The sequence below is a fragment of the Mycobacterium sp. NGS22 genome, from assembly GCF_059813095.1.
Genome location: NZ_JCALDY010000009.1, coordinates 186571 through 211463, shown reverse-complemented (window position 1 = coordinate 211463; position 24893 = coordinate 186571). Strand labels below are relative to the sequence as shown.

At 67.3% G+C, this 24893-nt stretch carries 23 protein-coding genes and 1 pseudogene; 17 read left to right on the top strand and 7 right to left on the bottom strand.

Features of this window, described 5'->3' with window-relative positions; translation table 11 throughout:
• The 4 genes and pseudogenes from AC5Y47_RS11450 to AC5Y47_RS11435 all read right to left on the bottom strand — a co-directional run.
• Positions 1–1353: YhgE/Pip domain-containing protein (locus AC5Y47_RS11450; RefSeq protein ID WP_499944086.1), on the bottom strand; the 1353-nt coding region annotated here is incomplete at its 3' end.
• Positions 1354–1388: 35 nt separating this feature from the next.
• A complete protein-coding gene (locus AC5Y47_RS11445; protein ID WP_499944085.1) occupies positions 1389–2114 on the bottom strand; it encodes a pirin family protein in 726 nt (241 codons plus the stop codon).
• Positions 2115–2372: 258 nt separating this feature from the next.
• Entirely contained in the window at positions 2373–3776 is a 1404-nt protein-coding gene (locus tag AC5Y47_RS11440) for an alpha/beta hydrolase domain-containing protein (protein ID WP_499944084.1), read from the bottom strand.
• A pseudogene (locus tag AC5Y47_RS11435) lies at positions 3773–4881 on the bottom strand (sigma-70 family RNA polymerase sigma factor). The gene AC5Y47_RS11440 and the pseudogene AC5Y47_RS11435 overlap by 4 nt, the downstream one beginning before the upstream one ends.
• On the opposite strand from AC5Y47_RS11435, the gene AC5Y47_RS11430 reads away from it, so the two are divergent.
• Genes AC5Y47_RS11430 through AC5Y47_RS11415 form a run of 4 tightly spaced genes read left to right on the top strand, consistent with a single transcriptional unit; the run spans position 4829 to position 9023 of the window.
• Positions 4829–5668 carry an alpha/beta hydrolase gene (locus AC5Y47_RS11430; RefSeq protein WP_499944083.1) on the top strand — a complete coding sequence of 280 codons (840 nt, stop codon included), beginning with the start codon at positions 4829–4831 and terminating at the stop codon, positions 5666–5668. The pseudogene AC5Y47_RS11435 and the gene AC5Y47_RS11430 overlap by 53 nt on opposite strands.
• Positions 5669–5701: 33 nt before the next feature.
• Positions 5702–6451 carry a DUF2786 domain-containing protein gene (locus tag AC5Y47_RS11425; protein ID WP_499944082.1) on the top strand — a complete coding sequence of 250 codons (750 nt, stop codon included), beginning with the start codon at positions 5702–5704 and terminating at the stop codon, positions 6449–6451.
• A complete protein-coding gene (locus AC5Y47_RS11420) occupies positions 6448–6942 on the top strand; it encodes a TIGR04338 family metallohydrolase (RefSeq protein ID WP_499944081.1) in 495 nt (164 codons plus the stop codon). The genes AC5Y47_RS11425 and AC5Y47_RS11420 overlap by 4 nt, the downstream gene beginning before the upstream one ends.
• Positions 6939–9023, top strand: a complete 2085-nt coding sequence (locus AC5Y47_RS11415; protein WP_499944080.1) for a glycoside hydrolase family 3 C-terminal domain-containing protein — start codon at positions 6939–6941, stop codon at positions 9021–9023. Before AC5Y47_RS11420 ends, AC5Y47_RS11415 begins: the two co-directional genes overlap by 4 nt.
• 29 nt (positions 9024–9052) lie before the next feature.
• On the opposite strand, the gene mymT is transcribed toward AC5Y47_RS11415, so the two are convergent.
• On the bottom strand, positions 9053–9208 hold the full coding sequence (mymT, locus tag AC5Y47_RS11410; protein ID WP_499944098.1) for a copper-binding metallothionein MymT: 156 nt from the start codon (positions 9206–9208) through the stop codon (positions 9053–9055).
• Between the two features lie 233 nt (positions 9209–9441).
• On the opposite strand from mymT, the gene AC5Y47_RS11405 reads away from it, so the two are divergent.
• The 3 genes from AC5Y47_RS11405 (at position 9442) to AC5Y47_RS11395 (ending at position 12654) form a co-directional block, all read left to right on the top strand.
• On the top strand, positions 9442–10098 hold the full coding sequence (locus AC5Y47_RS11405) for an O-methyltransferase (RefSeq protein ID WP_499944079.1): 657 nt from the start codon (positions 9442–9444) through the stop codon (positions 10096–10098).
• A 48-nt stretch (positions 10099–10146) separates the two neighbouring features.
• Positions 10147–11124: a LacI family DNA-binding transcriptional regulator gene (locus AC5Y47_RS11400; RefSeq protein WP_499944077.1), complete on the top strand. Its 978-nt coding sequence runs from the start codon at positions 10147–10149 to the stop codon at positions 11122–11124.
• Positions 11125–11223: 99 nt separating this feature from the next.
• Positions 11224–12654 (top strand): aldehyde dehydrogenase family protein, encoded by a 1431-nt coding sequence (locus AC5Y47_RS11395; RefSeq protein WP_499944075.1) that lies wholly within the window; start codon positions 11224–11226, stop codon positions 12652–12654.
• A gap of 4 nt (positions 12655–12658) precedes the next feature.
• On the opposite strand, the gene ilvD is transcribed toward AC5Y47_RS11395, so the two are convergent.
• Entirely contained in the window at positions 12659–14365 is a 1707-nt protein-coding gene (gene ilvD / locus AC5Y47_RS11390) for a dihydroxy-acid dehydratase (protein ID WP_499944073.1), read from the bottom strand.
• Between the two features lie 99 nt (positions 14366–14464).
• Here ilvD and ricR point away from each other — a divergent pair, with 99 nt between their 5' ends.
• The 5 genes from ricR to AC5Y47_RS11365 all read left to right on the top strand — a co-directional run bounded on the left by ricR (position 14465) and on the right by AC5Y47_RS11365 (position 17899).
• Positions 14465–14755, top strand: coding sequence for a copper-sensing transcriptional repressor RicR (gene ricR / locus AC5Y47_RS11385; RefSeq protein WP_499944072.1), 291 nt, complete (start codon positions 14465–14467; stop codon positions 14753–14755).
• A 69-nt stretch (positions 14756–14824) separates the two neighbouring features.
• Positions 14825–16087, top strand: a complete 1263-nt coding sequence (locus AC5Y47_RS11380; protein WP_499944071.1) for an MFS transporter — start codon at positions 14825–14827, stop codon at positions 16085–16087.
• 118 nt (positions 16088–16205) lie between these two features.
• Positions 16206–17195, top strand: a complete 990-nt coding sequence (locus AC5Y47_RS11375) for a L,D-transpeptidase (RefSeq protein ID WP_499944070.1) — start codon at positions 16206–16208, stop codon at positions 17193–17195.
• 52 nt (positions 17196–17247) lie between these two features.
• Positions 17248–17493 carry an AbrB/MazE/SpoVT family DNA-binding domain-containing protein gene (locus AC5Y47_RS11370; protein WP_499944069.1) on the top strand — a complete coding sequence of 82 codons (246 nt, stop codon included), beginning with the start codon at positions 17248–17250 and terminating at the stop codon, positions 17491–17493.
• Entirely contained in the window at positions 17459–17899 is a 441-nt protein-coding gene (locus tag AC5Y47_RS11365; RefSeq protein WP_499944097.1) for a type II toxin-antitoxin system VapC family toxin, read from the top strand. The genes AC5Y47_RS11370 and AC5Y47_RS11365 overlap by 35 nt, the downstream gene beginning before the upstream one ends.
• 32 nt (positions 17900–17931) lie before the next feature.
• Here the strand turns inward: AC5Y47_RS11365 and AC5Y47_RS11360 are convergent, their stop codons facing one another.
• Positions 17932–18576, bottom strand: a complete 645-nt coding sequence (locus tag AC5Y47_RS11360) for a TetR/AcrR family transcriptional regulator (protein ID WP_499944068.1) — start codon at positions 18574–18576, stop codon at positions 17932–17934.
• A gap of 79 nt (positions 18577–18655) precedes the next feature.
• Here AC5Y47_RS11360 and AC5Y47_RS11355 point away from each other — a divergent pair, with 79 nt between their 5' ends.
• The 5 genes from AC5Y47_RS11355 to AC5Y47_RS11335 all read left to right on the top strand — a co-directional run bounded on the left by AC5Y47_RS11355 (position 18656) and on the right by AC5Y47_RS11335 (position 24891).
• Positions 18656–19513: an SDR family oxidoreductase gene (locus AC5Y47_RS11355; protein ID WP_499944067.1), complete on the top strand. Its 858-nt coding sequence runs from the start codon at positions 18656–18658 to the stop codon at positions 19511–19513.
• On the top strand, positions 19510–20610 hold the full coding sequence (locus AC5Y47_RS11350) for an MBL fold metallo-hydrolase (RefSeq protein ID WP_499944066.1): 1101 nt from the start codon (positions 19510–19512) through the stop codon (positions 20608–20610). The genes AC5Y47_RS11355 and AC5Y47_RS11350 overlap by 4 nt, the downstream gene beginning before the upstream one ends.
• Positions 20607–21965 carry a lipase family protein gene (locus tag AC5Y47_RS11345; RefSeq protein WP_499944065.1) on the top strand — a complete coding sequence of 453 codons (1359 nt, stop codon included), beginning with the start codon at positions 20607–20609 and terminating at the stop codon, positions 21963–21965. Before AC5Y47_RS11350 ends, AC5Y47_RS11345 begins: the two co-directional genes overlap by 4 nt.
• A gap of 96 nt (positions 21966–22061) precedes the next feature.
• On the top strand, positions 22062–22655 hold the full coding sequence (locus AC5Y47_RS11340) for an LmrA/YxaF family transcription factor (protein ID WP_499944064.1): 594 nt from the start codon (positions 22062–22064) through the stop codon (positions 22653–22655).
• A complete protein-coding gene (locus AC5Y47_RS11335) occupies positions 22648–24891 on the top strand; it encodes a molybdopterin-dependent oxidoreductase (RefSeq protein WP_499944063.1) in 2244 nt (747 codons plus the stop codon). Before AC5Y47_RS11340 ends, AC5Y47_RS11335 begins: the two co-directional genes overlap by 8 nt.
• Positions 24892–24893: the final 2 nt, after the last annotated feature.

Genomic DNA, 24893 nt, shown 5'->3' with positions numbered 1-24893 from the left:
GGTTTCGCGCGTTGTCTCTCTGGCCCTTTCCCGGGCCTGGTGCTGGGCCTGGTGTTCGGCGGCGATCGCGAGCGCGGCCGCACCCTGGATTCGGTGAAATCCCTTGCGGTCGTAGAGGTGCGTAACGATCCCACCCAGCAACAGTCCGATCACCAGGCCGATCGACGTCTTCAGCAACGCCTGGGACAAGCCGGCATCCGCGTGGCCGTCGAAGTAGAGCAGCGAACGCACGCCGAGAAATACCTGATGCATCGGCTCGAACTCGGCAAGCCATCGGAAGAACGGCGGAACGGCTTCCAGCGGTACCGTCGCACCGGCCGAGGGCAACCCGAGGATGACGAAGATCAGCATGCTGACCAGCAGACCCATCGAACCCAGCACCGCGATCAGCGAACTCGACGTGATGCCCACCGCGCTGATGGCGAACACCCCGTAGAGCCACAGTTTCCAGCCCAGCGTGATGGGCATGCCCAACTTGTCGGCGATGGCCATGTACACACCCGATGTGAGCAACGCCAGCACCACCATCAGTCCCCACTTGACCAGCAAGGTGCTGAACCGGGAGATCCTGACCTGCCCGGCGAATCGATACACCGGACCGAATTCGGCAGGCACATAACCGAGCATCGAATCCACCAGAGTGCTGACCACGATGCTGCCGGTGAAGCCGGCCAGCAACAGCAACAGCGCATAGTAGAAGGCCGACAGGCCGTTTCCGGTGCCCGCAGGCAGTGGGTTGTGTACGGTCGACTTGATCTCGATCGGGTTGGCCACGGCCAGCAGGGCTGCGCCGGCCACCGGCGCCCCGCCGGCGCGGGCTACCACATCAGCCGAAAGTCCTTCGCCCAACTTGGTATTCGCCGTCGTCGCGACCTGAGTCAAGGTCTGGTTGGCGATGCTCGAGCCGAGCGTGCCCGCGCGGGGATTGGTCGAGATCGTGATCGTGGCGCGTTCCCCGCGGCTGGCTGTCAACGCGCTTTCGCCGAGCTCGTGCAGCGTCGACGAAAACGACACGGGGATAACCATTTCGCCGTATACCTGGGCACTGTCGAGGAGTTGTCTGCCTTCGGCCAGCGAGACCACCCGAACGTCGAACTTCTCCTTGTCCAGCTTGGCCACCATGGCATCGACGACCTGTTTGCCATACGGCCCGGCATCCTGGTTGACGACGGCGATCGGAAAATGCCGCAGATTGGTGGTCGGATTCAGGATGCCGCCGAGATACAGCGCGGACAGTGCGGATAACAGCGCCAGTGTGATGACGATCGGCGCCAGCCAGAACCGCACCTTCCGAAGCGACCCTGTGTTCCGATCGGGTTTGGGCATGGCGTGCCGAGGCTGCTTCTGAGACATGGGGACTCCTGTCGGTCGTGCCCACTCTAATGTGATCAGCCGCCGAGCTCGGCGTGCATCTCCCACACCAGGACCTCGCAGTCGTGCCGCGCGGTGATCCGCCGCGCACCGGCGTCGGTGCCGCGGACGGCATCGCCGGCGCCGAGTTCGCCGACGTCCTCGACAGTCAGTGCGCCCCGGGCGACGAACACATGCAGATACGGTGCCGACGGCAGCTCCACCGTGCCGCCCGGCCCCAGCCGGGCGACGTGCAGAGCGGCGTCCCGATTGTGCAGGGTGAGTGCGGCATCGCGTCCGGGGATGCCCGAAGCGACGGTGACCAGCTTCCCGTCGTGTAGCCGGTCGCCGATGTCGAGTTGCTGGTAGCTCGGCGCGATGGCGGACTGGTCGGGCGACACCCACATCTGGACGAAATGTACTGGCGTGCTTTCGGATTCGTTGGTCTCTGAGTGCAGGATGCCGCTGCCGGCCGACATGCGTTGCGCGAGGCCGGGATAGACGATGCCGTGGTTGCCGGACGAATCCCGATGGGTGAGTTCGCCGTCCAGCACCCAGGTGACGATCTCCATGTCCCGGTGCGGGTGCGAGTCGAACCCGGTGCCGGGTGCGACGACGTCGTCGTTGTTGACCAGTAGCAGTCCGTGATGGGTGTTGTCGGGGTCGTAGTAGTCGCCGAACGAGAAGGAATGCCGGGATTCCAGCCAGGGAGTGGTAGTGATCGCCCGGTCGGCTGCTCGCCGGATGTCCACGGTGGCAGGCATGGGTTCTACAGTAGTGCGGCGGGCGGGCGCGGTAGCGGCGGAGCCTCGGTTGTGAACCGTTGGCTTCTATTGTGAACATACGGTTTTCGGGGTGAAGCCAGGGCGGGATAATCGCAGAAAGTCCGCCCTGGGTTCACCCGCAACGCCATAACTTCACCCGCAACGCCGTAGCTTCACCCGCAACGCCGTAGCTTCACGCGCAAAGCCGTACACACGTCCGCGTGACACCAGCGCGAGCGGCCGGCGCAGGCCGTGCACCTAGGCGTGCGGGTATGTCGCCGCGGCGAGTTGCAGGATCTCGTCGCGATCGGCCGCCAGGAGAAAACCGGCGTCGATCGCCTCGTCGAGCGAGAGTGTGAAGCCGGCCAGGTATTCCTCCGCGCCGCCCGGGTACAGCCGGCGCAACGTGTCCTCGTCGAAGGGTTCGCCGGATCCGAAGATCGCCGCCATGATGTTCTCCTCGGCGCTGACCCCCGACGTTCGGGCGATCGGGATGTCCACCCACGGGGTCCGGACGCCTCCCGCGGCGATGCCGTGGGTGTCCAGGACCGGCTCCGGGAGTTCGCCCTCGCGCACCTCCAGCAGCGGCCCACTGGGCGGTGCCGCGCCGGTGCGGACCCAGTTGTGCAACCCGGCCAGGGCCGCCTGCACCACGTAGTGATGCTGCGGCCCGAAGTTGATGTAGTGGTCGAGTTGCTGGCCCATCAGGCTCTTGGTGGGTGTGTAGCCGGCCGCGAGGTCCTCGATCGGCGCCGAACCCGAATCGATGGCGGCGACCTGGATCGTGTAGTTGTCGGCGTGCGCGGCGCCGGCGATCTCCCAGACCCGCAGCAGGTCGTTGTCGGGTTGCCTGGCGAAGTAATAACCCTGCGGCGTCGTCCCGAACAGGTCGGTTTCGGTGATGACCGTGAGCAGCGGGACGCGCTGATCCGGCCGGAACTTGACCGATCCGGACGGGCCGTTGAGCAGCTCGAAGATGGATCGGTTGTCCACGGGCGCGGCGGGCCCGAAGCGCGAATGCACCAGGAACCCGTCGTACACCTCGGCGAGCGGATCGACGGCGTTGACGTAACTGGTCAAGAACATCGCCGACTGCGATTCGCCAAGGGCCACAACGTGTTCGGCGCTCAGCCCGCCCAGAAGCTCCGGACCCGCGTCTCGGACCAGCCGGCCGGCCTGGGAGAAGATGTCGTAGGCGAACGCGTCGCCGGGGTGGTTCAGGCCGGCGTAGCGTTCGGGACCCTGGCTCTTCAGGGACATGTCCATGTCCAGCAGGTTCATCCCGCCGTCGACGCCGACCTTCTGGACCGAGACCATGACATAGGCGTAGCCCGCCCGGATCACCTCGCGGTGCGCCATCATCCAGACCGCCGGAGCGTCGATGCCGCCACTGACGTTGAGCCATTCCACCAGCGCCGTGCCGTTGAACTTCGCGTGGTCGGTGGGCGTCAGCACCACGATGCGAGTGGTGTAATCGGCTGTAGCCGAAGGCTTTACGTTCCAGCGACCGTCAGGACCCAGCTCACCGTCCGGGACGTAGGACACCGCCGTCCCCGAGACGAAGAACTCGTTCACCTCATAACCCGCCGCGCCGATGTCGAAGGCTCCCAACAGAAGTAGCGGCTTACCGGGCATCGGTGCGACGGTGGGCGTATCTGTCATAGCGACTCCGGTAATCCGAACTTGGCGAACAACGACTCGTCGAGGAACGCGACGACGTGTGACACGCCGTCACTGCGGACATCCAGCACGTGCAGTTGGAACGGCACATGCCGGTCGCCCGCGCGCATGTACAGCGCGGCAGCCGGTTGCCCATTCGCCACCAGCGGGACCATGCGCATATCACCCGGCACCTCCGCGGGGCACTTCTGGTGGATGAGGGTGACGATGTCCCGCGCCCCGCGATACCAACCTGTGTAGGGCGGCATCTCCCAGATCGCCTCGGCCGTGAACAGTTCCACCAGCCGGTCGATGTCGTAGGCCTCGAATGCCGAGATGTAGCGCGCCAGCAGGTCCTGGGCCTCGGCCGATTCCGGGGCGGCCAACCGGTCCTCGGAACTGGGGCCGACGGCGTCCAGCTGGGTGCGGGCCCGCTGCAGCAGGCTGTTGACGGCGACGGTGGTGGTGCCGATCGCCTCGGCTACCTCGGCGGCCTTCCACTGCAGCACGTCGCGCAGCAACAACACGGCTCGCTGCCGGGGCGAGAGGTGCTGCAGCGCGGCCACGAACGCCAGCCGTACCGACTCCCGCTGGCCGACGACCTGCGACGGATCGGTCGGGTCGTCCCCTTGCGGCAGTGGCTCCAGCCAGGGCACCTCGCCGCGCTCGACCAGCTCCGCCGTCGGGTCCGAGCTGGTCGTGCCCAGCCCGGTGGGCAGCGGCCGGCGCTGCCGTCCCTCCAGTGCGGTCAGGCAGGTGTTGGTGGCGATGCGGTGCAACCAGGTGCGTACCGAGGATTTGCCCTCGAACCGGTCATAGGATTTCCAGGCCCGCAGCAGCGTCTCCTGCACCAGATCCTCGGCGTCGTGCAGCGAGCCCGTCATCCGGTAGCAGTGCGCCAGCAGTTCCCGCCGGTAGGGCTCGGCGTGGGCGGAGAAATCCCCGGTGGGGCCGGACGCGGTGTCTTCGGTGAGAACACTCACCCGGTCGAGACTACGCAGAGTCTGCGACAACTCCACGCGAGGAGTGGGCCTCATTCGCCTAAGCTGCCCTCAATGACTACCACCCGCACGGAACGGACCTTCGACGGTGTCGGCGGAGTGCGCATCGTCTACGACGTCTGGACGCCGGACGTCGCGCCGCGCGCGGTGGTGGTGCTGGCCCACGGATTCGGCGAGCATGCCCGGCGCTACGACCACGTCACGCAACGATTGGGTGCGGCCGGGTTGGTCACCTACGCCCTCGACCACCGCGGCCACGGACGCTCCGGCGGCAAGCGGGTGCAGGTCAGAGACATCTCGGAGTTCACCGCCGACCTGGACACCCTGGTCGGCATCGCGACCCGGGAGAACCCGGGTTGCAAGCGCATCGTGCTGGGCCACAGCATGGGCGGCGCGATCGTGTTCGCCTACGGCGTGGAACGTCCGGACAACTACGACTTGATGGTGCTGTCGGCGCCGGCGATCGCCGCGCAGGAGCTGGTGCCGAAGGTGGTGTCGGTGGCTGCCAAGGTGCTGGGGGTGCTGGCGCCCGGACTGCCGGTGCAGGCGCTGGACACCGACGCCATCTCCCGCGACCCGGACGTGGTCAAGGCGTACTACGACGACCCGCTGGTCTATCACGGCAAGGTCCCGGCCGGTATGGGGAGGGCCCTGCTTTCGGTGGGCGAGACGATGTCGGCGCGGGCACCGGCGATCACCGTGCCGTTGCTGGTGGTGCACGGCACCGGAGATCGGCTGATCCCGATCAGCGGCAGCCGCCAACTCATCCTCTGTGTGGGCTCCGACGACGTCCAGCTCAAGGAATACCCCGAGCTCTACCACGAGGTCTTCAACGAGCCCGAGCAGGACCAGGTGCTCGACGACGTCGTGTCGTGGATCAACTTACGGTTGTGAGGCCTGTCGGACCCCTCGGTTAGTTTGACTCCCATGACCGACGACAAGATGCTGTCCCGTATCGCGGCACTGCTGCGTCAGGCTGAAGGCACCGACAACCCGCACGAGTCCGATGCGTTCCTGAGCGCCGCGCAGCGGCTGGCGACGGCGGCGTCCATCGACCTGGCGGTGGCGCGTTCCCATTCGGCTAACCGCTCTGCAGCCCAGGCCCCCACCCAACGCACCATCACCATCGGCACCGCGGGCACCCGCGGATTGCGCACCTATGTGCAACTTTTCGTGCTGATCGCCTCGGCCAACGACGTGCGTTGTGACATCGCGTCCAACTCCACGTTCCTCTACGCCTACGGGTTCGCCGAGGACATCGACGCCGCGCACGCGTTGTACGCCAGCCTGGTCGTCCAGATGGTCCGCGCCTCGGACGCCTACCTGGCATCCGGCGCGCACCGACCGACACCCACCATCACCGCGCGGCTGAACTTCCAGCTCGCGTTCGGGGTGCGGGTCGGTCAGCGGCTGCTCGAGGCCCGCGAACAGGCCCGCCAGGAGGTGAGCAAGGACCGCGCCCGCGCCCCCGGAACGGCGATTGCGTTGCGGGACAAGGAAGTCGAGCTGCGCGACCACTACCGCAGCACGTCGCAGGCGCGCGGCACCTGGCAGGCCAGCCGGGCCACCGCCGGGTACTCCTCGGCGGCACGGCGCGCGGGTGACCGGGCCGGTCGGCGGGCGCGGCTGGGTAACAGCCCGGAGTTGCCGGGTGCGCGGACCGCACTGGGCCGGTGACGCGGGATTCCCAGCGCGCCAAGGTCTATGCGGCCGAGGTCTTCGTCCGCACCATGTTCGACCGTGCCGCCGAGCACGGGTCGTCCAGCGTGGAGTTCTTCGGCACGCAGTTGACGCTGCCGCCCGAGGGACGGTTCGCGTCGGTGGCGTCGGTGCAGCGCTACGTCGACGACGTGCTCGCGCTGCCGGCCGTTCGTGGCCAGTGGCCCGATGTGTCGCCGCTTCGGGTGCGCGCGCGCCGCGCGGCCACCGCGGCGCACTACGAAAACCGCGACGGCGCAGGCACTGTCGCCGTTCCGGATCGGAATACCGCCGACTGGGCGATGCGGGAGTTGGTGGTACTGCACGAGGTTGCACACCACCTGTGCCAGGTGGCACCTGCGCACGGACCGGAGTTCGTGGCCACGATGTGTGAGTTGACGGAGTTGGTGATGGGTCCCGAAGTCGGCTACGTGCTCAGGGTCGTGTACGCGAAAGAGGGTGTGTCGTGACCGATCCGGACGTGCGCGCCCGCGAGGTCGAGGCGCAGCTGACCGACGACGAGCGCTTCGCCCTGCTGGTCGGCGTGATGGGCGCCGGGGACATGTGGCCGCTGCGCGACGAGCGCATTCCGCCCGGCGTCCCGATGAGCGCCGGCTATGTGCCCGGTATCGACCGGCTGGGCGTGCCGGCGTTGCTGATGAGCGATGCCGGGCTCGGCGTCACGAATCCCGGATTCCGCCCGGGTGACACCGCCACCGCCCTCCCGGCCGGCTTGGCCTTGGCGGCGAGTTTCAACCCGGGGCTGGCCCGCGCCGCGGGCTCGGTGATCGGCGCGGAAGCGCGGGCCCGCGGGTTCAACGTCCAGCTGGCCGGCGCGATGAACCTGGCCCGCGACCCGCGCAACGGCCGAAATTTCGAATACTTCTCCGAGGATCCGTTTTTGACCGCGGTCATGGCCGGCGAGCAGGTCGTCGGCATCCAAGCGCAGGGCGTCATCTCGACCGTGAAGCACTTCTCGCTGAACTGCAACGAGACCAACCGGCACTGGCTGGACGCGGTGATCGACCCCGACGCGCACCGCGAGTCCGACCTGCTTGCCTTCGAGATCGCGATCGAGCGCGGCCGGCCCGGTGCGGTGATGGCCGCCTACAACAAGGTCAACGGCACGTACTGCGCGGCCAACGGCGTGCTGCTGAACGACGTGCTCAAGGGTGCGTGGGGATTCCGCGGCTGGGTGATGTCGGACTGGGGCGGGACGCCGAGCTGGGAGTGCGCACTGGGCGGGCTCGACCAGGAATGCGGCGCGCAGATCGACGCATTGCTGTGGCAGGCCGAGACGTTCGGCGAGCCACTGCGCGCCGCCATTGCCGACGGACGGCTGCCCCGGGAGCGATTGTCGGACATGGTGCGACGCATCCTGCGGTCCGTCTTCACGGTCGGGGTGGACCGCCGGGAGCCGGTGCCCGCCCCGAATATGAACGCACACAACGACATTGCCGCCGACATCGCCCGTCAGGGCATCGTGCTGCTGCAGAACCGGGGCGTGTTGCCTCTGCCGTCCGCGTCCCGGATCGCCGTGATCGGCGGTCATGCGCATCTGGGCGTGCCGGCCGGGTACGGCTCCAGCACCGTGCTGCCGCCCGGCGGCTACGCGGGTGTGGTCCCGATCGGCGGGACGGGTTTGGAAGCAGGCATGCGCCAGTTGTATCTGTTGCCGTCGAGCCCGCTCGAAGAACTGCGAAAGCTCCTGCCGCAAGCGCAGTTCGACTTCGATCCCGGCATCAACCCCGCCGAGGCAGTCCCGGTGGCGCGGCGCGCCGACATCGCGATCGTGTTCGCGATCCGTGCCGAAGGCGAGGGATTCGACGGTGCGGACCTGTCGTTGCCGTGGGGCCAGGACGCGTTGATCGCGGCCGTGGCGGCCGCCAACCCGCACACGGTGGTGGTGCTCGAGACCGGCAATCCGGTGACGATGCCGTGGCGTGATTCGGTAGACGCCATCGTGCAGGCCTGGTATCCCGGTCAGCAGGGCGGCCGGGCCATCGCGGAAGTACTTGCCGGACAGGCGAACCCGTCGGGGCGGCTACCGGTCACCTTCCCGGCCGACCTGGGTCAGACGCCCCGGCCGGACCTGGGGACGCCGAGCACCATTGACTACTCCGAGGGCGCCGAGGTCGGCTATCGATGGTTCGCGTCCACCGGTCAGGAGCCGATGTTCCCGTTCGGACACGGCCTGTCCTACACCACCTTCGACTACCGCGACCTGACCGTGACCGGGCCGGACCCGGTGACCGCCACCTGCACCGTGGTCAACACCGGCGAGCGGACCGGTGCCGAGGTGGCGCAGCTGTACCTGATCGGCGCTCCGGACGAAAAGTGCTGCCGGCTGCTGGGTTTCGAGAGGATCGAACTCGAGCCCGGCGAGTCGCGCCAAGTGCACATCGAAGCCGAACCGCGGCTGCTGGCCCGGTACCGCCGCGGCCAGTGGCGGATCAGGCCCGGCCGGCACGCGGTTGCCGTCGCAGCCTCGGCGACGGATCTGAAACTGATCGCGGAGATCGAGTTGGCCGGGCGTACGTTCGGAAGCTGAAGGGCCGCCGAACGCACGACCTGCCCGCCCTACTGGACCGGGACCAGTGCCTCGCCGCAGGTGCAGCGGTACGGCTCGGTGGCTCCGGAGCAGTGACAGGGGACCTCGACGCGAACGCGGCAGCCGCAGCCTTCGTGGCCGCAGGTCAACACGGTGTCGGCTTCGTGAGTTGCCATGGATATCACCTTCATCTGGATGGGAATGGTCGGAGGTTGTGCCTCCGTCATCAATATATACCCCATAGGGGTATTAGGTAAAGCGCGCGCCGGGATTCAGGGTGATCCGGTGCCCGGCACGTCGACCCGCGTCTGCGTGAGCCAGCCCGTGGAATCGCCGACGAACAGGCCCTCGTGGGTGGTCCGGTCGATCACCGGCAACCGACAATTGTCAATGTCCACAAAGTGGCTAGCGTTGGTCTATGCCCGCAGATGCAACCCCGCAAGCCGTCGATGCGTTCTTGGACAGCACGCTGATCGGCCTTGATCCGGCGTTGGCCGCGGCCGTCGAGGCCAGCGACGACGCCGGGCTGCCGCACATCGCGGTGTCGGCGCAGCAGGGCAAGTTCCTGTGTCTGCTGGCTTCGGCCATGCAGGCGCACCGCATTCTCGAACTCGGCACGCTGGGCGGGTACAGCACCATCTGGCTGGCCCGCGGAGCCGGCCCGCAGGGTCGGGTGGTCACCCTCGAATACGATCCGCAACGCGCGCAGGTGGCCCGGTCCAACCTGGAGCGGGCCGGGCTCGGCGATCGGGTGCAGGTCGTGACCGGTGCGGCGCTGGACACCTTGCCGACCGTGACCGGCGGTCCGTTCGACCTGGTGTTCATCGACGCGGACAAGGAAAACAATGCCGCCTACCTGGAATGGGCGATCAAGTTGGGGCGCCCGGGCACGGTGATCGTGGTGGACAACGTGATCCGCAGCGGCCGGATCCTGACCGAATCCGACGGCGGCCGGGTCGCCGCGACCCGCGGCACGCTGCAGATGATGGGGGAGCACCCGCGGCTGGACACCGCGGTGCTGCAGACCGTCGGCGGGAAGGGCTGGGACGGTTTCGCGCTGGCGCTGGTGCGTTGAGACGTACATTGAACCGGTCATCGAATGTCGTCGCGAGGGGCTTCGCCGATGGGCTTGAACGGCAGGAGTAGGCCGACGACGGCCGATGTGGCGCGGCTGGCCAACGTCTCGACCGCGACGGTCAGCTACGTGCTCAACAACTCTGCCGGACGGATGATTTCGGCGCAGACGCGCGCCGCAGTACGCGACGCTGCCGCCGAACTCGGCTACCGGCCGAACCTGGCGGCGCGCAATCTCGCCCGCGGTCGCAGCGGCGTGGTGTTGTACATCGTGCCGCGGCTTGCCAGCGGCGAGATGCCCATGCAGGTCGGAACTCACATGACCACGGAGTTGACCCGGCGGGGAATCATGCAGGTGCAGCTCTTCGAGACCGAGCAGGACGACACCGTCGCCGATGCGATCAACCAGTTGCAGCCGATCGCAGTGACGAGCCTGTTTCCGTTGAGCCGCAAGGCATCCGATGCCGTGCGGGCCGCGGCCATTCCCTACATCTGTTTCCACACCCTGCCCGGCCTCGGCGATCCGCAGTATTCGATCGGACAGCTGCGCGTCGACCATCTCGTCTCGCGGGGCCACCGCAACCTGGCGTTCGCCTACACCGGTGAGGTTCGGTGGCGGGCGCTCGGTGACTACTGGATCGACGGCATCCGGCGCGCGGCACACGGGCATCGGCTGCCTGACGTCGTGGTGGGCGAACTGATGCCGGACAACAGCGCCGACGTGGTACGCGACTGGCACGCCCGCGGCGTCACCGCGGTCTGCACGCAAAGCGACGAGGTGGCCTTCGTGGTGCTCGACGGCGTGCGACGCGCGGGACTGCGTTGCCCCGAGGATCTGGCCGTGATCGGTGTCGACGCCACCGCCCTGTCCCCGTTCAGCGTGCCGGCCCTGACCACGGTGGCCTTCGACCGGACGGCGATCGCCGAAGTGGCATTGCGGGCGGTGCTGCAGCAACTGAACTTTCCCGACGAATCACCTCCGCCGGCACCGGGCATCGCGACGCTGATCGTGCGCGAGTCCACCTAGGCGCAGAGGCTGGACTCCGTTCGGTTAAGCGCGTAACCTCGCGGGCAACCGGCCGCTGCCCAACGAGGGGACACCAGGACATTGAGTAACGCCATAGACATGGACCCGGCGGTCGAAAGCCGCAGCTCTGGGATGATTCCGGTGTTCAACCCGTCCAACGAGGAGCAGATCTTCGAGGTCGTCGACTCCGACCAGGCGGTTGTCGACGCGGCGGTGGCGCGGGCGCGGGAGACGTTCGAGTCGGGGGTCTGGCGCAAGCTACCGGCCGCCCGCCGCGCCGAGGTGCTGTTCCGGGCCGCGGAGATCGTCAAGCAACGCACCGACGAACTCGCCGACCTGGAGTCCAAGGACAACGGGATGAACCCGGTGGCCGCGCAGCAGATCATCAAGGTGTCGATGGACATGCTGCTCTACTACGCCGGCTGGGTCGGCAAGATCCATGGCGAGTCGAGCAACGTCGTCTCTGACGGCCTGCTGGGCCACTACGAGAACTTCCACAACTTCACCCAGCTCGAACCGGTCGGCGTCGCGGGCCTGATCATCCCGTGGAACGGGCCGTTCTTCGTTGCGATGCTCAAGGCCGCACCCGCGCTGGCCGCGGGGTGCAGCTGCGTGCTCAAGCCTGCCGAGGAGACACCGCTCACCGCGCTGAAGCTGGAGGAGATTTTCCGCGAGGCGGGACTGCCCGACGGCGTCTTCAATGTCATCACCGGCTACGGCGAGACCGCCGGCGCGGCTCTGGCCGCGCATCCCGACGTCGACAAGATCGCGTTCACCGGGTCGACGGAAGTGGGACGGCTGATCGTCAAGGCGGCCGCGGGCAACCTCAAGCGCCTCACCCTCGAACTCGGCGGTAAGTCACCGCTGATCATGTTCGACGACGCCAACCTGGACAAGGCGATCATGAACGCGGGTCTGGGCCTGCTGGCAGGTTCCGGGCAGAACTGCTCGTGCACCTCGCGCATCTACGTTCAGCGCGGCATCTATGACCGGGTCGTGGAGGGTCTGGCCGACTTCGCCAAGATGCTGCCGATGGGCGGCAGCGACGACCCCGGGTCCGTCCTGGGGCCGCTGATCAGTGAGAAGCAGCGCCAGCGCGTGCACGGCATCGTGCAGGAGGGCGTCACGCGAGGTGCGGAGGTGATCCTCGGCGGCAAGCCGATGGATCGCCGCGGCTACTTCTACGAGGCGACGATCATCACCAACACCACGCCCGACATGCGGCTCATCCGCGAGGAGATCTTCGGGCCGGTCGGTTGTGTCATCCCCTTCGACGAGGAGGAAGAGGCACTGGCCGCCGCCAACGACACGGAGTACGGGCTGGCCGGCGCCATCTGGACCGAGAACCTCGGCCGTGCTCACCGCGTGGCGAATGAGCTTCGCGCGGGCCAGGTTTGGGTGAACTGCGCGTTGGGGGCCGATCCGTCAATGCCGATCTGCGGCCACAAGCAGTCGGGCTGGGGCGGCGAACGCGGCCGCAAGGGCATCGAAGCCTATTTCAACACCAAAGCGGTCTACATCAGCCACTGACCGGCTAGCCGCAGACCGCACCCGTCGCGGCCGAGCCGACCAGCTTGACGTACTTGGCCAGCACACCGGTCTTGTAGCGCGGCGCCGGCGGCGTGAAGTCCTGCTGGCGCGCGGCGAACTCGTCGTCGTCGGCCAGCACGTCCAGCGTCTGGTTGGCCACATCGAGCCGGATCCGGTCGCCGTCGCGCAGGAATGCGATGGGGCCGGCGTCGACGGCCTCCGGCGCGATGTGTCCGACGCACAACCCCGTCGTCCCGCCGGAGAACCGGCCGTCGGTCAGCAGCAGCACGTCCTTGCCGAGCCCGGCGCCCTTGATGGCGCCGGTGATCGCGAGCATCTCGCGCATGCCGGGACCACCCTTGGGGCCCTCGTAGCGGATCACCACCGCGTCACCGTTGGTGATGGTGCCGTCCTCCAGCGCGTCCAGGGCGGCCCGCTCCCCGTCGAAAACCCTTGCGGTGCCTTCGAACACGTCGGAGTCGAAGCCCGCGGACTTGACCACCGCACCCTCGGGCGCCAACGACCCGCGCAGGATGGTGATGCCACCGGTCGGGTGGATGGGATTGCTCAGCGCGCGCAGCACCTTGCCGTCCGGGTCGGGCGGGGCGATGTCGGCCAGGTTCTCGGCCACCGTCCGGCCCGTCACGGTCAGGCAGTCCCCGTGCAGCAGGCCGGCGTCCAACAGTGCTTTCATCATCACCGGCACGCCGCCGATGTGGTCGACATGCGACATCACGTGCCGCCCGAACGGCTTGACGTCGGCCAGGTGCGGCACCTTCGAGCCGATCCGGCTGAAGTCGTCCAGCGTCAGCTCGACCTCGGCCTCATAGGCGATGGCCAGCAGGTGCAGTACCGCGTTGGTGGAGCCACCGAACGCCATTACCACGGCGATCGCGTTCTCGAACGCTTCCCGGGTCAGGATGTCGCGGGCGGTGATGCCGTGGCGCAGCAGTTCGACGACGGCCTGACCGCTGCGGCGGGCGAACCCGTCGCGGCGGCGGTCGGTGGCCGGCGGCGCCGCGCTGCCCGGCAGCGACATGCCCAGCGCCTCGGCGGCGCTGGCCATGGTGTTGGCGGTGTACATGCCGCCGCACGCGCCCTCGCCGGGGCAGATGGCGCGTTCGATGGCGTCGACGTCGGCGCGGCTCATCAACCCGCGCGAACAGGCGCCGACCGCCTCGAACGCGTCGATGATGGTGACCTCGCGCTCGCTGCCGTCCGACAGCTTGGCCACCCCCGGCAGGATCGAGCCGGCGTAGAGGAACACCGAGGCCAGGTCCAGGCGCGCCGCGGCCATCAGCATGCCGGGCAGCGACTTGTCGCAGCCGGCCAGCAGCACCGAGCCGTCCAGTCGCTCGGCCTGCATCACGGTCTCGACGCTGTCGGCGATCACCTCCCGCGACACCAGCGAGAAGTGCATCCCCTCGTGACCCATGGAGATGCCGTCGGAGACCGAGATGGTGCCGAATTCCAGCGGGTAGCCGCCGGCCTGGAAGACGCCCTCCTTCACCGCCTTGGCCAGGCGGTCCAGCGAGAGGTTGCATGGCGTGATCTCGTTCCAGGACGAGGCGACCCCGATCTGCGCCTTGGCGAAGTCCTCGTCTCCCATGCCTACCGCGCGCAACATGCCACGGGCGGCGGCCTTCTCCAGACCGTCGGTGACGTCGCGGCTGCGGGGCTTGATGTCGATCTGGTCAGTGGGAAGGGCCATGGGAGCAAGTATGCGGTGCGCCGCGAGCGCACCAAAATCGATTAACCGCCCGGTCTGATACCCTAGCGGGGTATCTAACGGTATTCGTTTGGAGGGGTGATGAGCGCGCCACACGGATACGCGCAAGAGAAGGACAACTACGCCAAGCGGTTGCGCCGCATCGAAGGGCAGGTGCGTGGCATCGCGCGGATGATCGACGAGGACAAATACTGCATCGACGTCCTCACCCAGATCAGCGCGGTCAACAGCGCTTTGAAGTCGGTGGCGCTGAATCTGCTCGACGAGCACCTGAGTCACTGCGTCACCCGCGCCGTGGCCGACGGCGGCCCCGACTCCGACGGCAAGCTGGCCGAAGCCTCCGCGGCGATAGCGCGCCTCGTTCGTTCCTGAGCCGTGCGGTGCGTACGGTAAGAGTGCGCGATCGCGCCGGAGAGCTCCGGTGATGTCGCGCCTCACACCATGACTGCTCAAGCCGCCGCTGCCGCGCGAACGTGGACGCCACGGATCGCGGTTCAACTGTCAGTGTTGGCCGCCGCGGCCTTCATCTACGTCACCGCTGAACTGCTGCCGGTCGGCGCTCTGTCGGCGATCTCGCGGGACATGCACGTCAGCGTGTTCTGGGTGGGCACGCTGCTGTCCTGGTATGCCCTGGTCGCCGCGCTCACCACGGTCCCGCTGGTGCGCTGGACCGCGCACTGGCCCCGTCGTTCGACGTTGCTGCTCAGCCTCGCGTGCCTGACCGTCTCCCAGCTCATCTCGGCGGTGGCACCGAACTTCGCCGTGCTGGCCGCCGGCCGGGTGCTCTGCGCGGTCACGCACGGGTTGCTGTGGTCGGTGATCGCACCGATCGCCACCCGCCTGGTGCCGTCCAGCCACGCCGGACGCGCGACCATGTCGATCTACATCGGAACCAGCCTGGCGCTGGTGGTCGGCAGCCCGCTGACCGCCGGGCTGAGCCTGATGTGGGGCTGGCGGGTGGCGGCCGACTGCGTCACCGTCGCCGCGGCGCTGATCACCGTGGCGGCCCGCGTGGTACTGCCCGAAATGACGTTGACGGCCGATCAGCTGCAATTCGTGGGCCGGCGGGCGCGGCATCACCGAAATCGGGGACTGATCCTGGTCAGCCTCGTCACCATGATCGGCGTCACCGGCCATTTCGTCTCCTACACCTACATCGTGCGGATCCTGTCGCAGGTCGTCGGGGTGCGCGGACCCAACCAGGTTTGGCTGCTGGCCGCCTACGGCATCGCCGGGGTGCTGGCGGTCGCGTTGGTGGCCCGGCCGCTGGACCGTCGCCCCCGCGGTGCCGTCCTGTTCTGCATCGCCGGGCTGACGACGGCTCTGGCGCTGTTGAGCGTGTTGGCCTACCGCTGGCACGACTCCGCGTTGACGGCGCTGATCGTGGGTACCGCGGCGATCGTGCTGTGGGGTGCGATGGCCACCGCGGTGTCGCCGATGCTGCAGGCCGCCGCCATGCGGGCCGGGGCCGACGACCCCGACGGCGCCTCGGGCCTGTACGTGACGGCGTTCCAGGTGGGCATCATGGCCGGGTCGCTGGCGGGGGGCCTGCTGCTGGAGCACAGTGTGGCGCTGATGCTGACGGTGTCGGCCGCGCTGACGGGCGTCGCGCTGGTCGCGATGGCGGCCATCGGACGGGCGATCGAGGTCCCCGCTGCGACCGCTGCTGAGGGTGCCGGTACGGCAAGCTCACAGAACGACTGATGTTGCAGGTCAGCGACCTGAACTGGGTTTGGTAACGGTCCCTGAAGGTTCGCCGAATGGCTATTCGGTGGCTCTGCTGTGCCACACTGGGGCGGAAGATTTGACCGGAGGGAATGATATGTCGCGCTGGACGAGGGGACGTCTCGTCACCGCTCTCAACGCATTCGGAGTGGTCGCCGTGCTGATGCTGGGCAGTGGTCCAGCCGCTGCGGACCCGGACGAGGCACCCGGCGATCCCGGGCCGGTCGTCGTCGCACCTGCCGAGCCGCCGGCACCGGAACCGGTGGCTCTGCCGCCTTTCCCGGACCCGCTGGCTCCGGTCCCGGGCGCGCCTGCCGCGGTACCCGTTGCCGACGGACCTGCCCCCGCAGGCCAGGACAACACGCCGTTCGTCGGTGAGCCGCCGTTCCGGCCGCCGACGTTCAACCCCGTCAACGGCGCGATGGTGGGGGTGGCCAAGCCGATCATCATCAACTTCGCCGTCCCGATCGCCGACCAGGCGATGGCCGAGCGTGCCGTGCACATCTCGTCGATCCCGCCGGTGCCCGGCAAGTTCTACTGGATGACGCCGTCGCAGCTGCGGTGGCGTCCGCTGTCGTTCTGGCCGCCGAATACCGCGGTGAACATCGACGCGGCCGGCACCAAGTCGAGCTTCCGCACCGGCGACGCGCTGGTGGCCACCGCAGACGACGCCACCCACCAGATGACCATCACCCGCAACGGGACCGTGGTGCAGACCTTCCCGATGTCGATGGGCATGGCATCCGGCGGTCATCAGACTCCGAACGGCACGTACTACGTGCTGGAGAAGATGCCCACGGTGGTGATGGACTCGTCGACCTATGGGGTACCGGTGAACTCCGCCAACGGGTACAAAGTGACCGTGTCCGATGCCGTGCGGATCGACAACAGCGGCAACTTCGTGCACAGCGCACCGTGGTCGGTCGGTGACCAGGGCAGACGCAATGTCAGCCACGGCTGCATCAATCTGAGCCCGACCAACGCCAAATGGTTCTTCGACAACTTCGGTAGCGGTGATCCGGTTGTCGTGAAGAACTCCGTCGGCATCTACAACAAGCCCGACGGCGCCTCGGACTGGCAGCTCTGACGCTCCCGACCGCATTCCCAGCTGATTGCCAATCGATTGGTAACCTGGTGCCATGTACGTGACAGTCGATAGCGTGGGTCGGGTAGTGATACCGAAAGCGCTGCGCGTCGCACTCGGGATCACTCCGGACACACAGCTCGAACTGATCGCGGACGGGTCTGGTCTCCGGATGGAGCCCGTGCGCCACCAGCAACGCCTGGTCGAGACCAGCGACGGGCTGCCGATACTCGGTAACGTCGACGGGGCGGTGCTCACCGACGGTGATGTTCGCCGACTTCGTGATGACCTCCAGCGGTGAGCTCTGGGCGTGCGACACCAGCGTGGCGGTTGCGGCTCTCGATCCAACGCACGAAGCGCATCCGGCATGTCGCCGAGCCCTGGTCGAGCTTCGTCCCGCACTCGCAGGGCATGCAGCATTCGAAACGTATTCGGTCCTGACACGGTTACCGGTGCCCCTCCGGCTGACGGCAGGCCAAGCAACCGAAGTGCTGGAAGCGGCGTTCCCGGGCGATTGTTGGCTCGACGCCACGGCGACGCGCGACCTTCGCGAGCGGCTGTCCAGGCTCGACATCGTGGGCGGTTCGGTCTACGACGCCCTCGTCGGTCAGGCTGCCGCGACTAATCACCGCAGCTTGCTTACCCGTGACCGGCGGGCTGAGCGCACCTACCGCTCACTCGCCGTCGAATACCGGTTCGTGGGTTGACGATCGATTCGGATGGGTGAACGCCGGCGACTTCACGCAGAGTCGAGCCGTTCCCGCGCCGCGCTGAACAAGGTCGCGCAGACCTCGGCGAGGTCGTCGGGAAGTTGCACGCTGCCGGTCATCAGCCAGTCGACGAGAAGGTGGTTCACCCCGCCGACCAGCGCCACAGCCGTCGACTGCTGCATCTGGGTCAGTGGTTCGGCGCGGGCCGCGGCCCAGGTGCTGGCGACGATGTCGGCGAACTCGCGCAGGACGCCGTGGCGCCGTTCTTCCATGCCCGGTGAGACGCCGACCACCTCGACCAGTACGACCCGCGCGCGCCGCGGATCATCGGTCAAATAGCCCACGAAGGCGTGCAGACCGTCCCGCGTCTGGGCATCGACGTCGGCACCGGCGGATTCGATGGCGGCCAGCGTCGCCGCCCGCATCTGGTCAACCAGTTGTGAGTAGAGCGTCGCAAGGCAGCTTTCGCGGTCGGTGAACGACTCGTAAAAATATCGCTCGGTCAGACCGGCCGCGCCGCAGATCTGCTTCACCGAACTGCTCGCATAGCCCTGTTCGGCGAATATCTGCAGCGCCGCCGTCAGCAGCGTGGCACGGCGCTGACGTGCGCGTTCTTGCGGAAGCAGCCCGTGGTACAAGCGCCCCGCCGCTGGGGTGTCGGTCTTCTTGGCCATCACCGTTGTCCATGGCTGTCGTCCTGTGGCACACTGAGAGCATACTTCTGACATGCGGTCATGTCAGAAAGGGGGCGGTATGGCGGTCAGGAAATCACCCATCGCGGGTCAGGTCGTGGCGGTAACCGGAGGCGCGCGCGGCATCGGGCGAGAGATCGCGCGGCAGCTCGCCGCCGCTGGGGCGCGCGTGGCCATCGGCGATCGTGACGGCGAGGCTGCGCGAAGTACTGCCGCTGAGCTGTCCGGCACAGTCCAAGGCTTCGATCTCGACGTCACCGACACCGAGTCGTTCGGCGAGTTTCTCGCCGCGACCGAAAGGCTGTGGGGCCCAATTGATGTGCTGGTGTGCAACGCCGGCGTGATGTGGGTGGGCCCCTTCGACCAGGAACCCGAATCGCACACCCGACGCATGATCGACGTCAACCTGCACGGCGTGATCCGCGGTGTGCGGCTCGCGGCTCCGGTGATGCGGACCCGCGGTCAGGGACACATCGTCACCATCGCGTCGGCCGCAGCACGACTCTCGCCGCCAGGCGAGTCGACGTATGCGGCGACCAAGCACGCGGTGCGCGGGTATCTGGTCGGCGTGCGAGAAGAGTTGCGCGGCACCGGAGTTCAACTGTCGATCATCATGCCGGGCGTGGTGGAGACCGATTTGGCCGTGGGCACCGCGACGGGTGCCGCCAAGCTGCTGAGCCCCGCCGATGTCGCGCGGACGGTCGTTCACACCATCCGACGGCCCCGTTTCGAAGTCACCGTCCCGCGGCACATCGGTCCGCTCACCCGGATCGTCGACCTGTTGCCACAGCACCTGCGCGACAGCGCATTACGGCGCATGGTGCCCGACCAGGTAGCGGCGACCAAAGGCTCGACCGTGCGCCACAACTACGAATCCCACACCACACGCGAATCCGTCGACACAGGAGACCAATCATGACGACCACCCAGCCCGCCACAGTGCGTCCGATCCCCGAATTCGACGGGGTGCACGACGTGTGGCCCCGTGGCGACCGGCTCGAGGCGGTGCGCGACGCCGCGAAGCGCTACCACGAACGCTTTCGGTCGCAAGGACAGGTCAAGGCGATCAAGAGCGTCGACATCGTCGCCGCCCCGTATCCGGCGCGGTTTGCGTTCCAGGGCTACTCGGTGAATCTCAACCCGTTCATCACGATCATCAACCGGATGATGGTGATTCAATTCGAGGGATTCGACGGCAAGTTGAAGACTCTGGTCTGGGAGCCGACGGTCGCCGCGGGTTCGGCAGAGGCGCCGTTCTACAACAAGATCCGCAAGTTCGGCGACGCCCTGCACGCCGGCCGATTCTTCACCAAGTACTTCAACGACCCCGACAGTGTGCTGCCGAGCCTCGGGCTTTCCAACGAAGACGTGGACTACGTCAGCTTCGACCACCTCCACGTCCAGGACGTGCGCATGATCATGGGCAGCTCCGAACCCATCGAGGGCGAGACCACGCCGCGCGATCCCGTCTTTCCCAACGCCAAGCTCCTGGTGCACCGCAAAGAACTCGCCACGTTCGAGGCGCTGCATCCCATGCAATGGGCCTGGTACGTCGAACGCGGGATGGCCGGAGTGCCCGCTGAGCGGCTCGAAATCTTCGACGGTGACGTGGAACTCGGCGTCGGCGTGAGCCTGCTGTGGACGCCCGGACATACCGACGGCAACCACTCGCTGTGTGTCAACACCCCCGACGGAGTGTGGGTTTGCTCCGAAAACGGGATGGCACCCGACAACTGGCAACCAGAACTCTCGACAATCCCCGGCATCAAACAGCAAGCGGCGTTCTACGGCCGCGAGGTGGTGCTCAACGCCAACACCCTGGAAGACACCCTCGATCAATACGACTCGATGGTCAAAGAGAAGACGATGGCGTCGTTTTCGCCGCGGGATCCGCGCTGGGTGCAGGTCATCCCGTCCTCGCAATGCTCATCCTGGAAGCGCCAGTGGCCGCTCATCCCGACCTACTCCCACTCCCCACTCAATTACGGCACCATCGTCAAGCCCGCAGCCGGATGACGAGCTCGGAAGCGCTCGCCGCCGCAGCCGGCCGCGTTCCCCACGAAGTCGACTCCGGTCGACCCGTGCATCCCTGTGACGACGCGTTCTGTGTGCCACCCGAAGGTTTTCAAACCTGCGCTCCGGGAACGGTGTTGCGCTCTCGCGAAGTCCAGGTGGCGTTTCTGGGTGTCGTCCCCCAGGCGGTACACGCTTATCAATTGCTCTACCGCACAACGGACTTCAACGGAGCCGCCCAGACCACGCTGACTACCGTCATCCGGCCACGTGGCGCCCAAGGGGACCCGTCGAGTCCGGTTCTGTCGTATCAGTGTGCGATCGACGCCATGCCTTCCAGCGCCTTCCCGTCGTACGTGTTACGCAGGGGCGCGAAGACATTCGGTGGATGCGCGCCCTTCGAATATCTGTTGATCGCGTGCGCGGTGAGCATGGGCTGGACGGTGCTGGTGCCCGACCACGAAGGAGCCCGCGGAAGTTGGGGAGTGCCGCGGGAGCCCGGTTATTGCGTCCTCGACGGTGTCCGCGCCGCCAAGAGCTTCGAACCGGCCGGCATCGGGCATTCGGCGCCGGTGGCACTCTGGGGATACTCCGGTGGCGGGCTGGCCACCAGTTGGGCGGCCGAGCTGTGGCAGAGCTATGCGCCCGAGCTCAACGTGGTTGGGGCAGTGTTGGGTTCACCGGTCGCGAATCCCGGAGAGGTGTTCCACGACCTCAACGGGTCGCTGTTCGCCGGCGAGCCGGCATTGGTGCTGGCTTCGCTGGTGCGTGAGTATCCAGACCTGCAACGCATCGTGCGCAAGCACGTGAATGCGCGCGGTCAGGAAGTGCTGGCACGCCTGCAACACGCGACGTTGTTCGGGGCGTTGCTCCGGTACAGCTTCCGCGACTTCGGGCGCTACATGGACCGGCCGGTGGACGAGATCTTCGCTATGCCAGAGGTGGTCGAGGTGATCGACGACCTCAGTCTCGGCAGGCAGACGCCGGCGATGCCCCTGTTGATTGTGCAGGCGGTCCACGACCCGATCATCAGTGTGCGTCATATCGACGCGCTGGTGGACAACTATCGACAGCACGGCGCGCAGGTGACCTACGTCCGTGACAAGCTCAGCGAACACGCGGTACTGCATCCGATCTCCACGCCTATGGCGTTGCAATGGGTTTCGGCTCGATTCAACGACGAGCCCCTAGAGCTCCCGGGTACCCGCAGTACCTTTCTGCTGCTGTCGCCGCGCGCTTTGGCCGGGCTGATGTGGATGGGATGGGTCACGTTGCGGGTGGCGTTCGGACGTACCCTGCATGCACCTCAGGGACGCCGGCATCTCTTTCGCCGCAGCGGACGTGCAAGGTCGGCCTGACCGAAGATCTTTCGGGCGCCGGACGTTGGGGGCGATCATCCGGCCGCCGGACGGGGGGCTTTTGCTTGACCCGCTGTTATGTATAACATCATACATATGGCGAGTCCCCGCGAGCGGATGGTGGTGTCGGCGGCCCTGCTGATCCGGGAGCGCGGGGCGAAGGCCACCGCGATCGCCGACGTGCTCGCGCACAGCGGAGCCCCGCGTGGGTCGGCGTACCACTACTTTCCCGGCGGACGTACCCAGCTGCTGTGCGAGGCCGTCGACTTCGCCGGAGAGCACGTGGCCGCGTTTATCGACCGTGCCGGCACCAGCCTGGATCTGCTGGACGCGCTCGCCGACAAGTACCGCCGGCAGCTGCTGGACACCGACTTCCGGGCCGGCTGCCCGATCGCGGCCGTCTCGGTGGAGGCGGGGGAGGCCGAAGACCGCGAGCGGATGGCCCCGGTGGTGCAGCGCGCCGCCGCGGTCTTCGACCGGTGGTCCGATCTGATCGCGCAGCGCTTCGTGGCCGACGGCATCGACACCGAGCGGGCCCGTGACCTCGCGGTGCTGGCGACGTCCGCGCTGCAGGGCGCGCTGCTGCTGGCCCGCGCGCAGCGTGACCTGAAACCGCTCGACCTGGTCCACCGCCAGCTCCGCGATCTGCTGCTGGCAGCACTGCCCGAAGGGACTCGACGCGATGAATGATTGGCAGCCCACCGCCTGCATCCTGTGCGAGTGCAACTGCGGCATCGTGGTGCAGACCGAGGGCCGCAAACTGGCCCGGATCCGTGGCGACAAAGCGCATCCCGCTTCGCAGGGCTACACCTGCAACAAGGCGTTGCGGTTGGACCATTATCAGAACGGCCGAGGCCGGTTGACCTCACCGCTGCGCCGTCGACCCGACGGCACGTACGAGGAAATCGACTGGGACACTGCGATTGTCGAGATCGCCGAGGGTTTCAAGCACATCCGGGACGCCTACGGGGGCGACAAGATCTTCTACTACGGCGGTGGCGGACAGGGCAACCACCTCGGTGGCGCCTACAGCGGCGCCTTCCTGAAAGCCCTTGGCGCGAAGTACCGCTCGAATGCGTTGGCGCAGGAGAAGACCGGCGAGGCCTGGGTGGACGCGAGGCTCTACGGCGGTCACACCCGCGGCGAGTTCGAGCACGCCGAGGTGTCGGTGTTCGTCGGCAAGAACCCGTGGATGTCGCAGAGCTTCCCGCGGGCGCGGGTGGTGCTCAACGAGATCGCCAAGGACCCGGACCGATCAATGGTGGTGATCGATCCCGTCGTCACCGACACCGCCAAGATGGCCGACTTCCACCTGCGGGTCCGACCCGGCTCCGACGCGTGGTGCCTGGCGGCACTGGCCGGCATCCTGGTGCAGGAAAACCTGTGCGACGAAGCATTTCTGGGCCAGCACGTGCACGGCGTGGACGCGGTACGTGCGGTGCTGCGCGACGTGCCGGTCGGCGAATACGCACAGCGGTGCGGGGTGGACGAGGAGTTGCTGCGCGCGGCGGCGCGGCGGATCGGCGCCGCTTCGAGCGTGTCGGTGTTCGAGGATCTCGGTGTGCAACAGGGCCCCAACAGCACGGTGTGCTCGTACCTGAACAAGTTGCTGTGGATCCTGACCGGGAACTTCGCGAAAAAAGGTGGCCAGCACCTGCATTCGTCGTTCGCGCCGTTGTTCAGCACGGTCTCCGGACGCACGCCGGTCACCGGCGCCCCGATCATCGCCGGGCTGGTGCCCAGCAATGTGATACCCGAGGAGATCCTCACCGACCATCCCGACCGGTTCCGCGCGATGATCGTGGAGAGCAGCAACCCGGCACACTCGCTGGCCGACTCGACCGCGTGCCGGGAGGCGTTCCGGTCGCTGGAGTTGATGGTCGTCATCGACGTCGCGATGACCGAGACCGCGCGACTGGCGCACTACGTGCTGCCCGCGGCGTCGCAATTCGAGAAGTGCGAAGCCACCTTCTTCAACCTCGAATTTCCGCACAACGCAATGCAATTGCGGCACCCGCTGCTCGACCCGTTGCCCGGGACACTACCGGAGCCGGAGATCTGGTCGCGGCTGGTGCGGGCGCTGGGTGTGGTGTCCGACGCCGATCTGCGACCCCTGCACGAGGCCGCTGCGGTGAGCCGGGAAGCGTACGCGCAGGCGTTCTTCGGCGCGGTGGCGGGCAATCCGACACTGGCCCGGGTGCTGCCCTACGTGCTCTACGAGACCCTCGGGCCGACGCTGCCTCCCGAGCTGGCCGGGGCGGCCGCGCTGTGGGGTCAGGCGCAGAAGACGGCAATGACCTACCCTGAGGCCGTGCGCCGCGCCGGGCACGCCGATGGCAACGCGCTGTTCGACGCGATCATCGGCAGCCCGTCCGGGCTGACATTCACCGTGCATAACTACGAGGACGACTTCGCGCTGATCAACCACTCCGACCGCAAGATCGCGCTGGAGATCCCCGAAATGCTGGACGAGATAACACGATTGGCTGGGGTGCCGTCGCGACTGACCACCGATGAGCTGCCGATCGTGCTGTCGGTGGGGGAGCGGCGCGCCTATACCGCCAACGACATCTTCCGCGACCCGTCCTGGCGCAAGCGCGATGCGGACGGTGCGTTGCGGGTCAGCGTCGAGGATGCTGTGGCGCTTGGGCTTTCCGACGGCGGCCGGGCGCGGATCACCACCGCGGTGGGCAGTGCCGAGGCGACCGTCGAGATCACCGAGACCATGCTGGCCGGGCATGCCTCGCTGCCCAACGGTTTCGGGCTGGACTACGTCGGCGAGGACGGCCGGACCGTCGTCCCCGGGGTCGCGCCCAATGCGCTGACGTCCACCAAGTGGCGGGACCCCTATGCGGGTACACCGTGGCACAAGCACGTCCCGGCCCGCATCGAAGCCTGCCGAGCAGACGCAGAATCGCACGTCTAGCC

Coding starts and splice junctions, on each gene's coding strand:
- ilvD (WP_499944073.1), bottom strand. CDS start 14,365: ATGGCCCTTCCCACTGACCAGATCGACATCAAGCCCCGCAGCCGCGAC.
- AC5Y47_RS11440 (WP_499944084.1), bottom strand. CDS start 3,776: ATGACAGATACGCCCACCGTCGCACCGATGCCCGGTAAGCCGCTACTT.
- AC5Y47_RS11430 (WP_499944083.1), top strand. CDS start 4,829: ATGACTACCACCCGCACGGAACGGACCTTCGACGGTGTCGGCGGAGTG.
- AC5Y47_RS11400 (WP_499944077.1), top strand. CDS start 10,147: ATGGGCTTGAACGGCAGGAGTAGGCCGACGACGGCCGATGTGGCGCGG.
- AC5Y47_RS11340 (WP_499944064.1), top strand. CDS start 22,062: ATGGCGAGTCCCCGCGAGCGGATGGTGGTGTCGGCGGCCCTGCTGATC.
- AC5Y47_RS11380 (WP_499944071.1), top strand. CDS start 14,825: ATGACTGCTCAAGCCGCCGCTGCCGCGCGAACGTGGACGCCACGGATC.
- ricR (WP_499944072.1), top strand. CDS start 14,465: ATGAGCGCGCCACACGGATACGCGCAAGAGAAGGACAACTACGCCAAG.
- AC5Y47_RS11375 (WP_499944070.1), top strand. CDS start 16,206: ATGTCGCGCTGGACGAGGGGACGTCTCGTCACCGCTCTCAACGCATTC.
- AC5Y47_RS11425 (WP_499944082.1), top strand. CDS start 5,702: ATGACCGACGACAAGATGCTGTCCCGTATCGCGGCACTGCTGCGTCAG.
- AC5Y47_RS11360 (WP_499944068.1), bottom strand. CDS start 18,576: ATGGCCAAGAAGACCGACACCCCAGCGGCGGGGCGCTTGTACCACGGG.
- AC5Y47_RS11395 (WP_499944075.1), top strand. CDS start 11,224: ATGGACCCGGCGGTCGAAAGCCGCAGCTCTGGGATGATTCCGGTGTTC.
- AC5Y47_RS11345 (WP_499944065.1), top strand. CDS start 20,607: ATGACGAGCTCGGAAGCGCTCGCCGCCGCAGCCGGCCGCGTTCCCCAC.
- AC5Y47_RS11335 (WP_499944063.1), top strand. CDS start 22,648: ATGAATGATTGGCAGCCCACCGCCTGCATCCTGTGCGAGTGCAACTGC.
- AC5Y47_RS11405 (WP_499944079.1), top strand. CDS start 9,442: ATGCCCGCAGATGCAACCCCGCAAGCCGTCGATGCGTTCTTGGACAGC.
- AC5Y47_RS11370 (WP_499944069.1), top strand. CDS start 17,248: ATGTACGTGACAGTCGATAGCGTGGGTCGGGTAGTGATACCGAAAGCG.
- AC5Y47_RS11350 (WP_499944066.1), top strand. CDS start 19,510: ATGACGACCACCCAGCCCGCCACAGTGCGTCCGATCCCCGAATTCGAC.
- AC5Y47_RS11365 (WP_499944097.1), top strand. CDS start 17,459: ATGTTCGCCGACTTCGTGATGACCTCCAGCGGTGAGCTCTGGGCGTGC.
- AC5Y47_RS11355 (WP_499944067.1), top strand. CDS start 18,656: ATGGCGGTCAGGAAATCACCCATCGCGGGTCAGGTCGTGGCGGTAACC.
- AC5Y47_RS11445 (WP_499944085.1), bottom strand. CDS start 2,114: ATGCCTGCCACCGTGGACATCCGGCGAGCAGCCGACCGGGCGATCACT.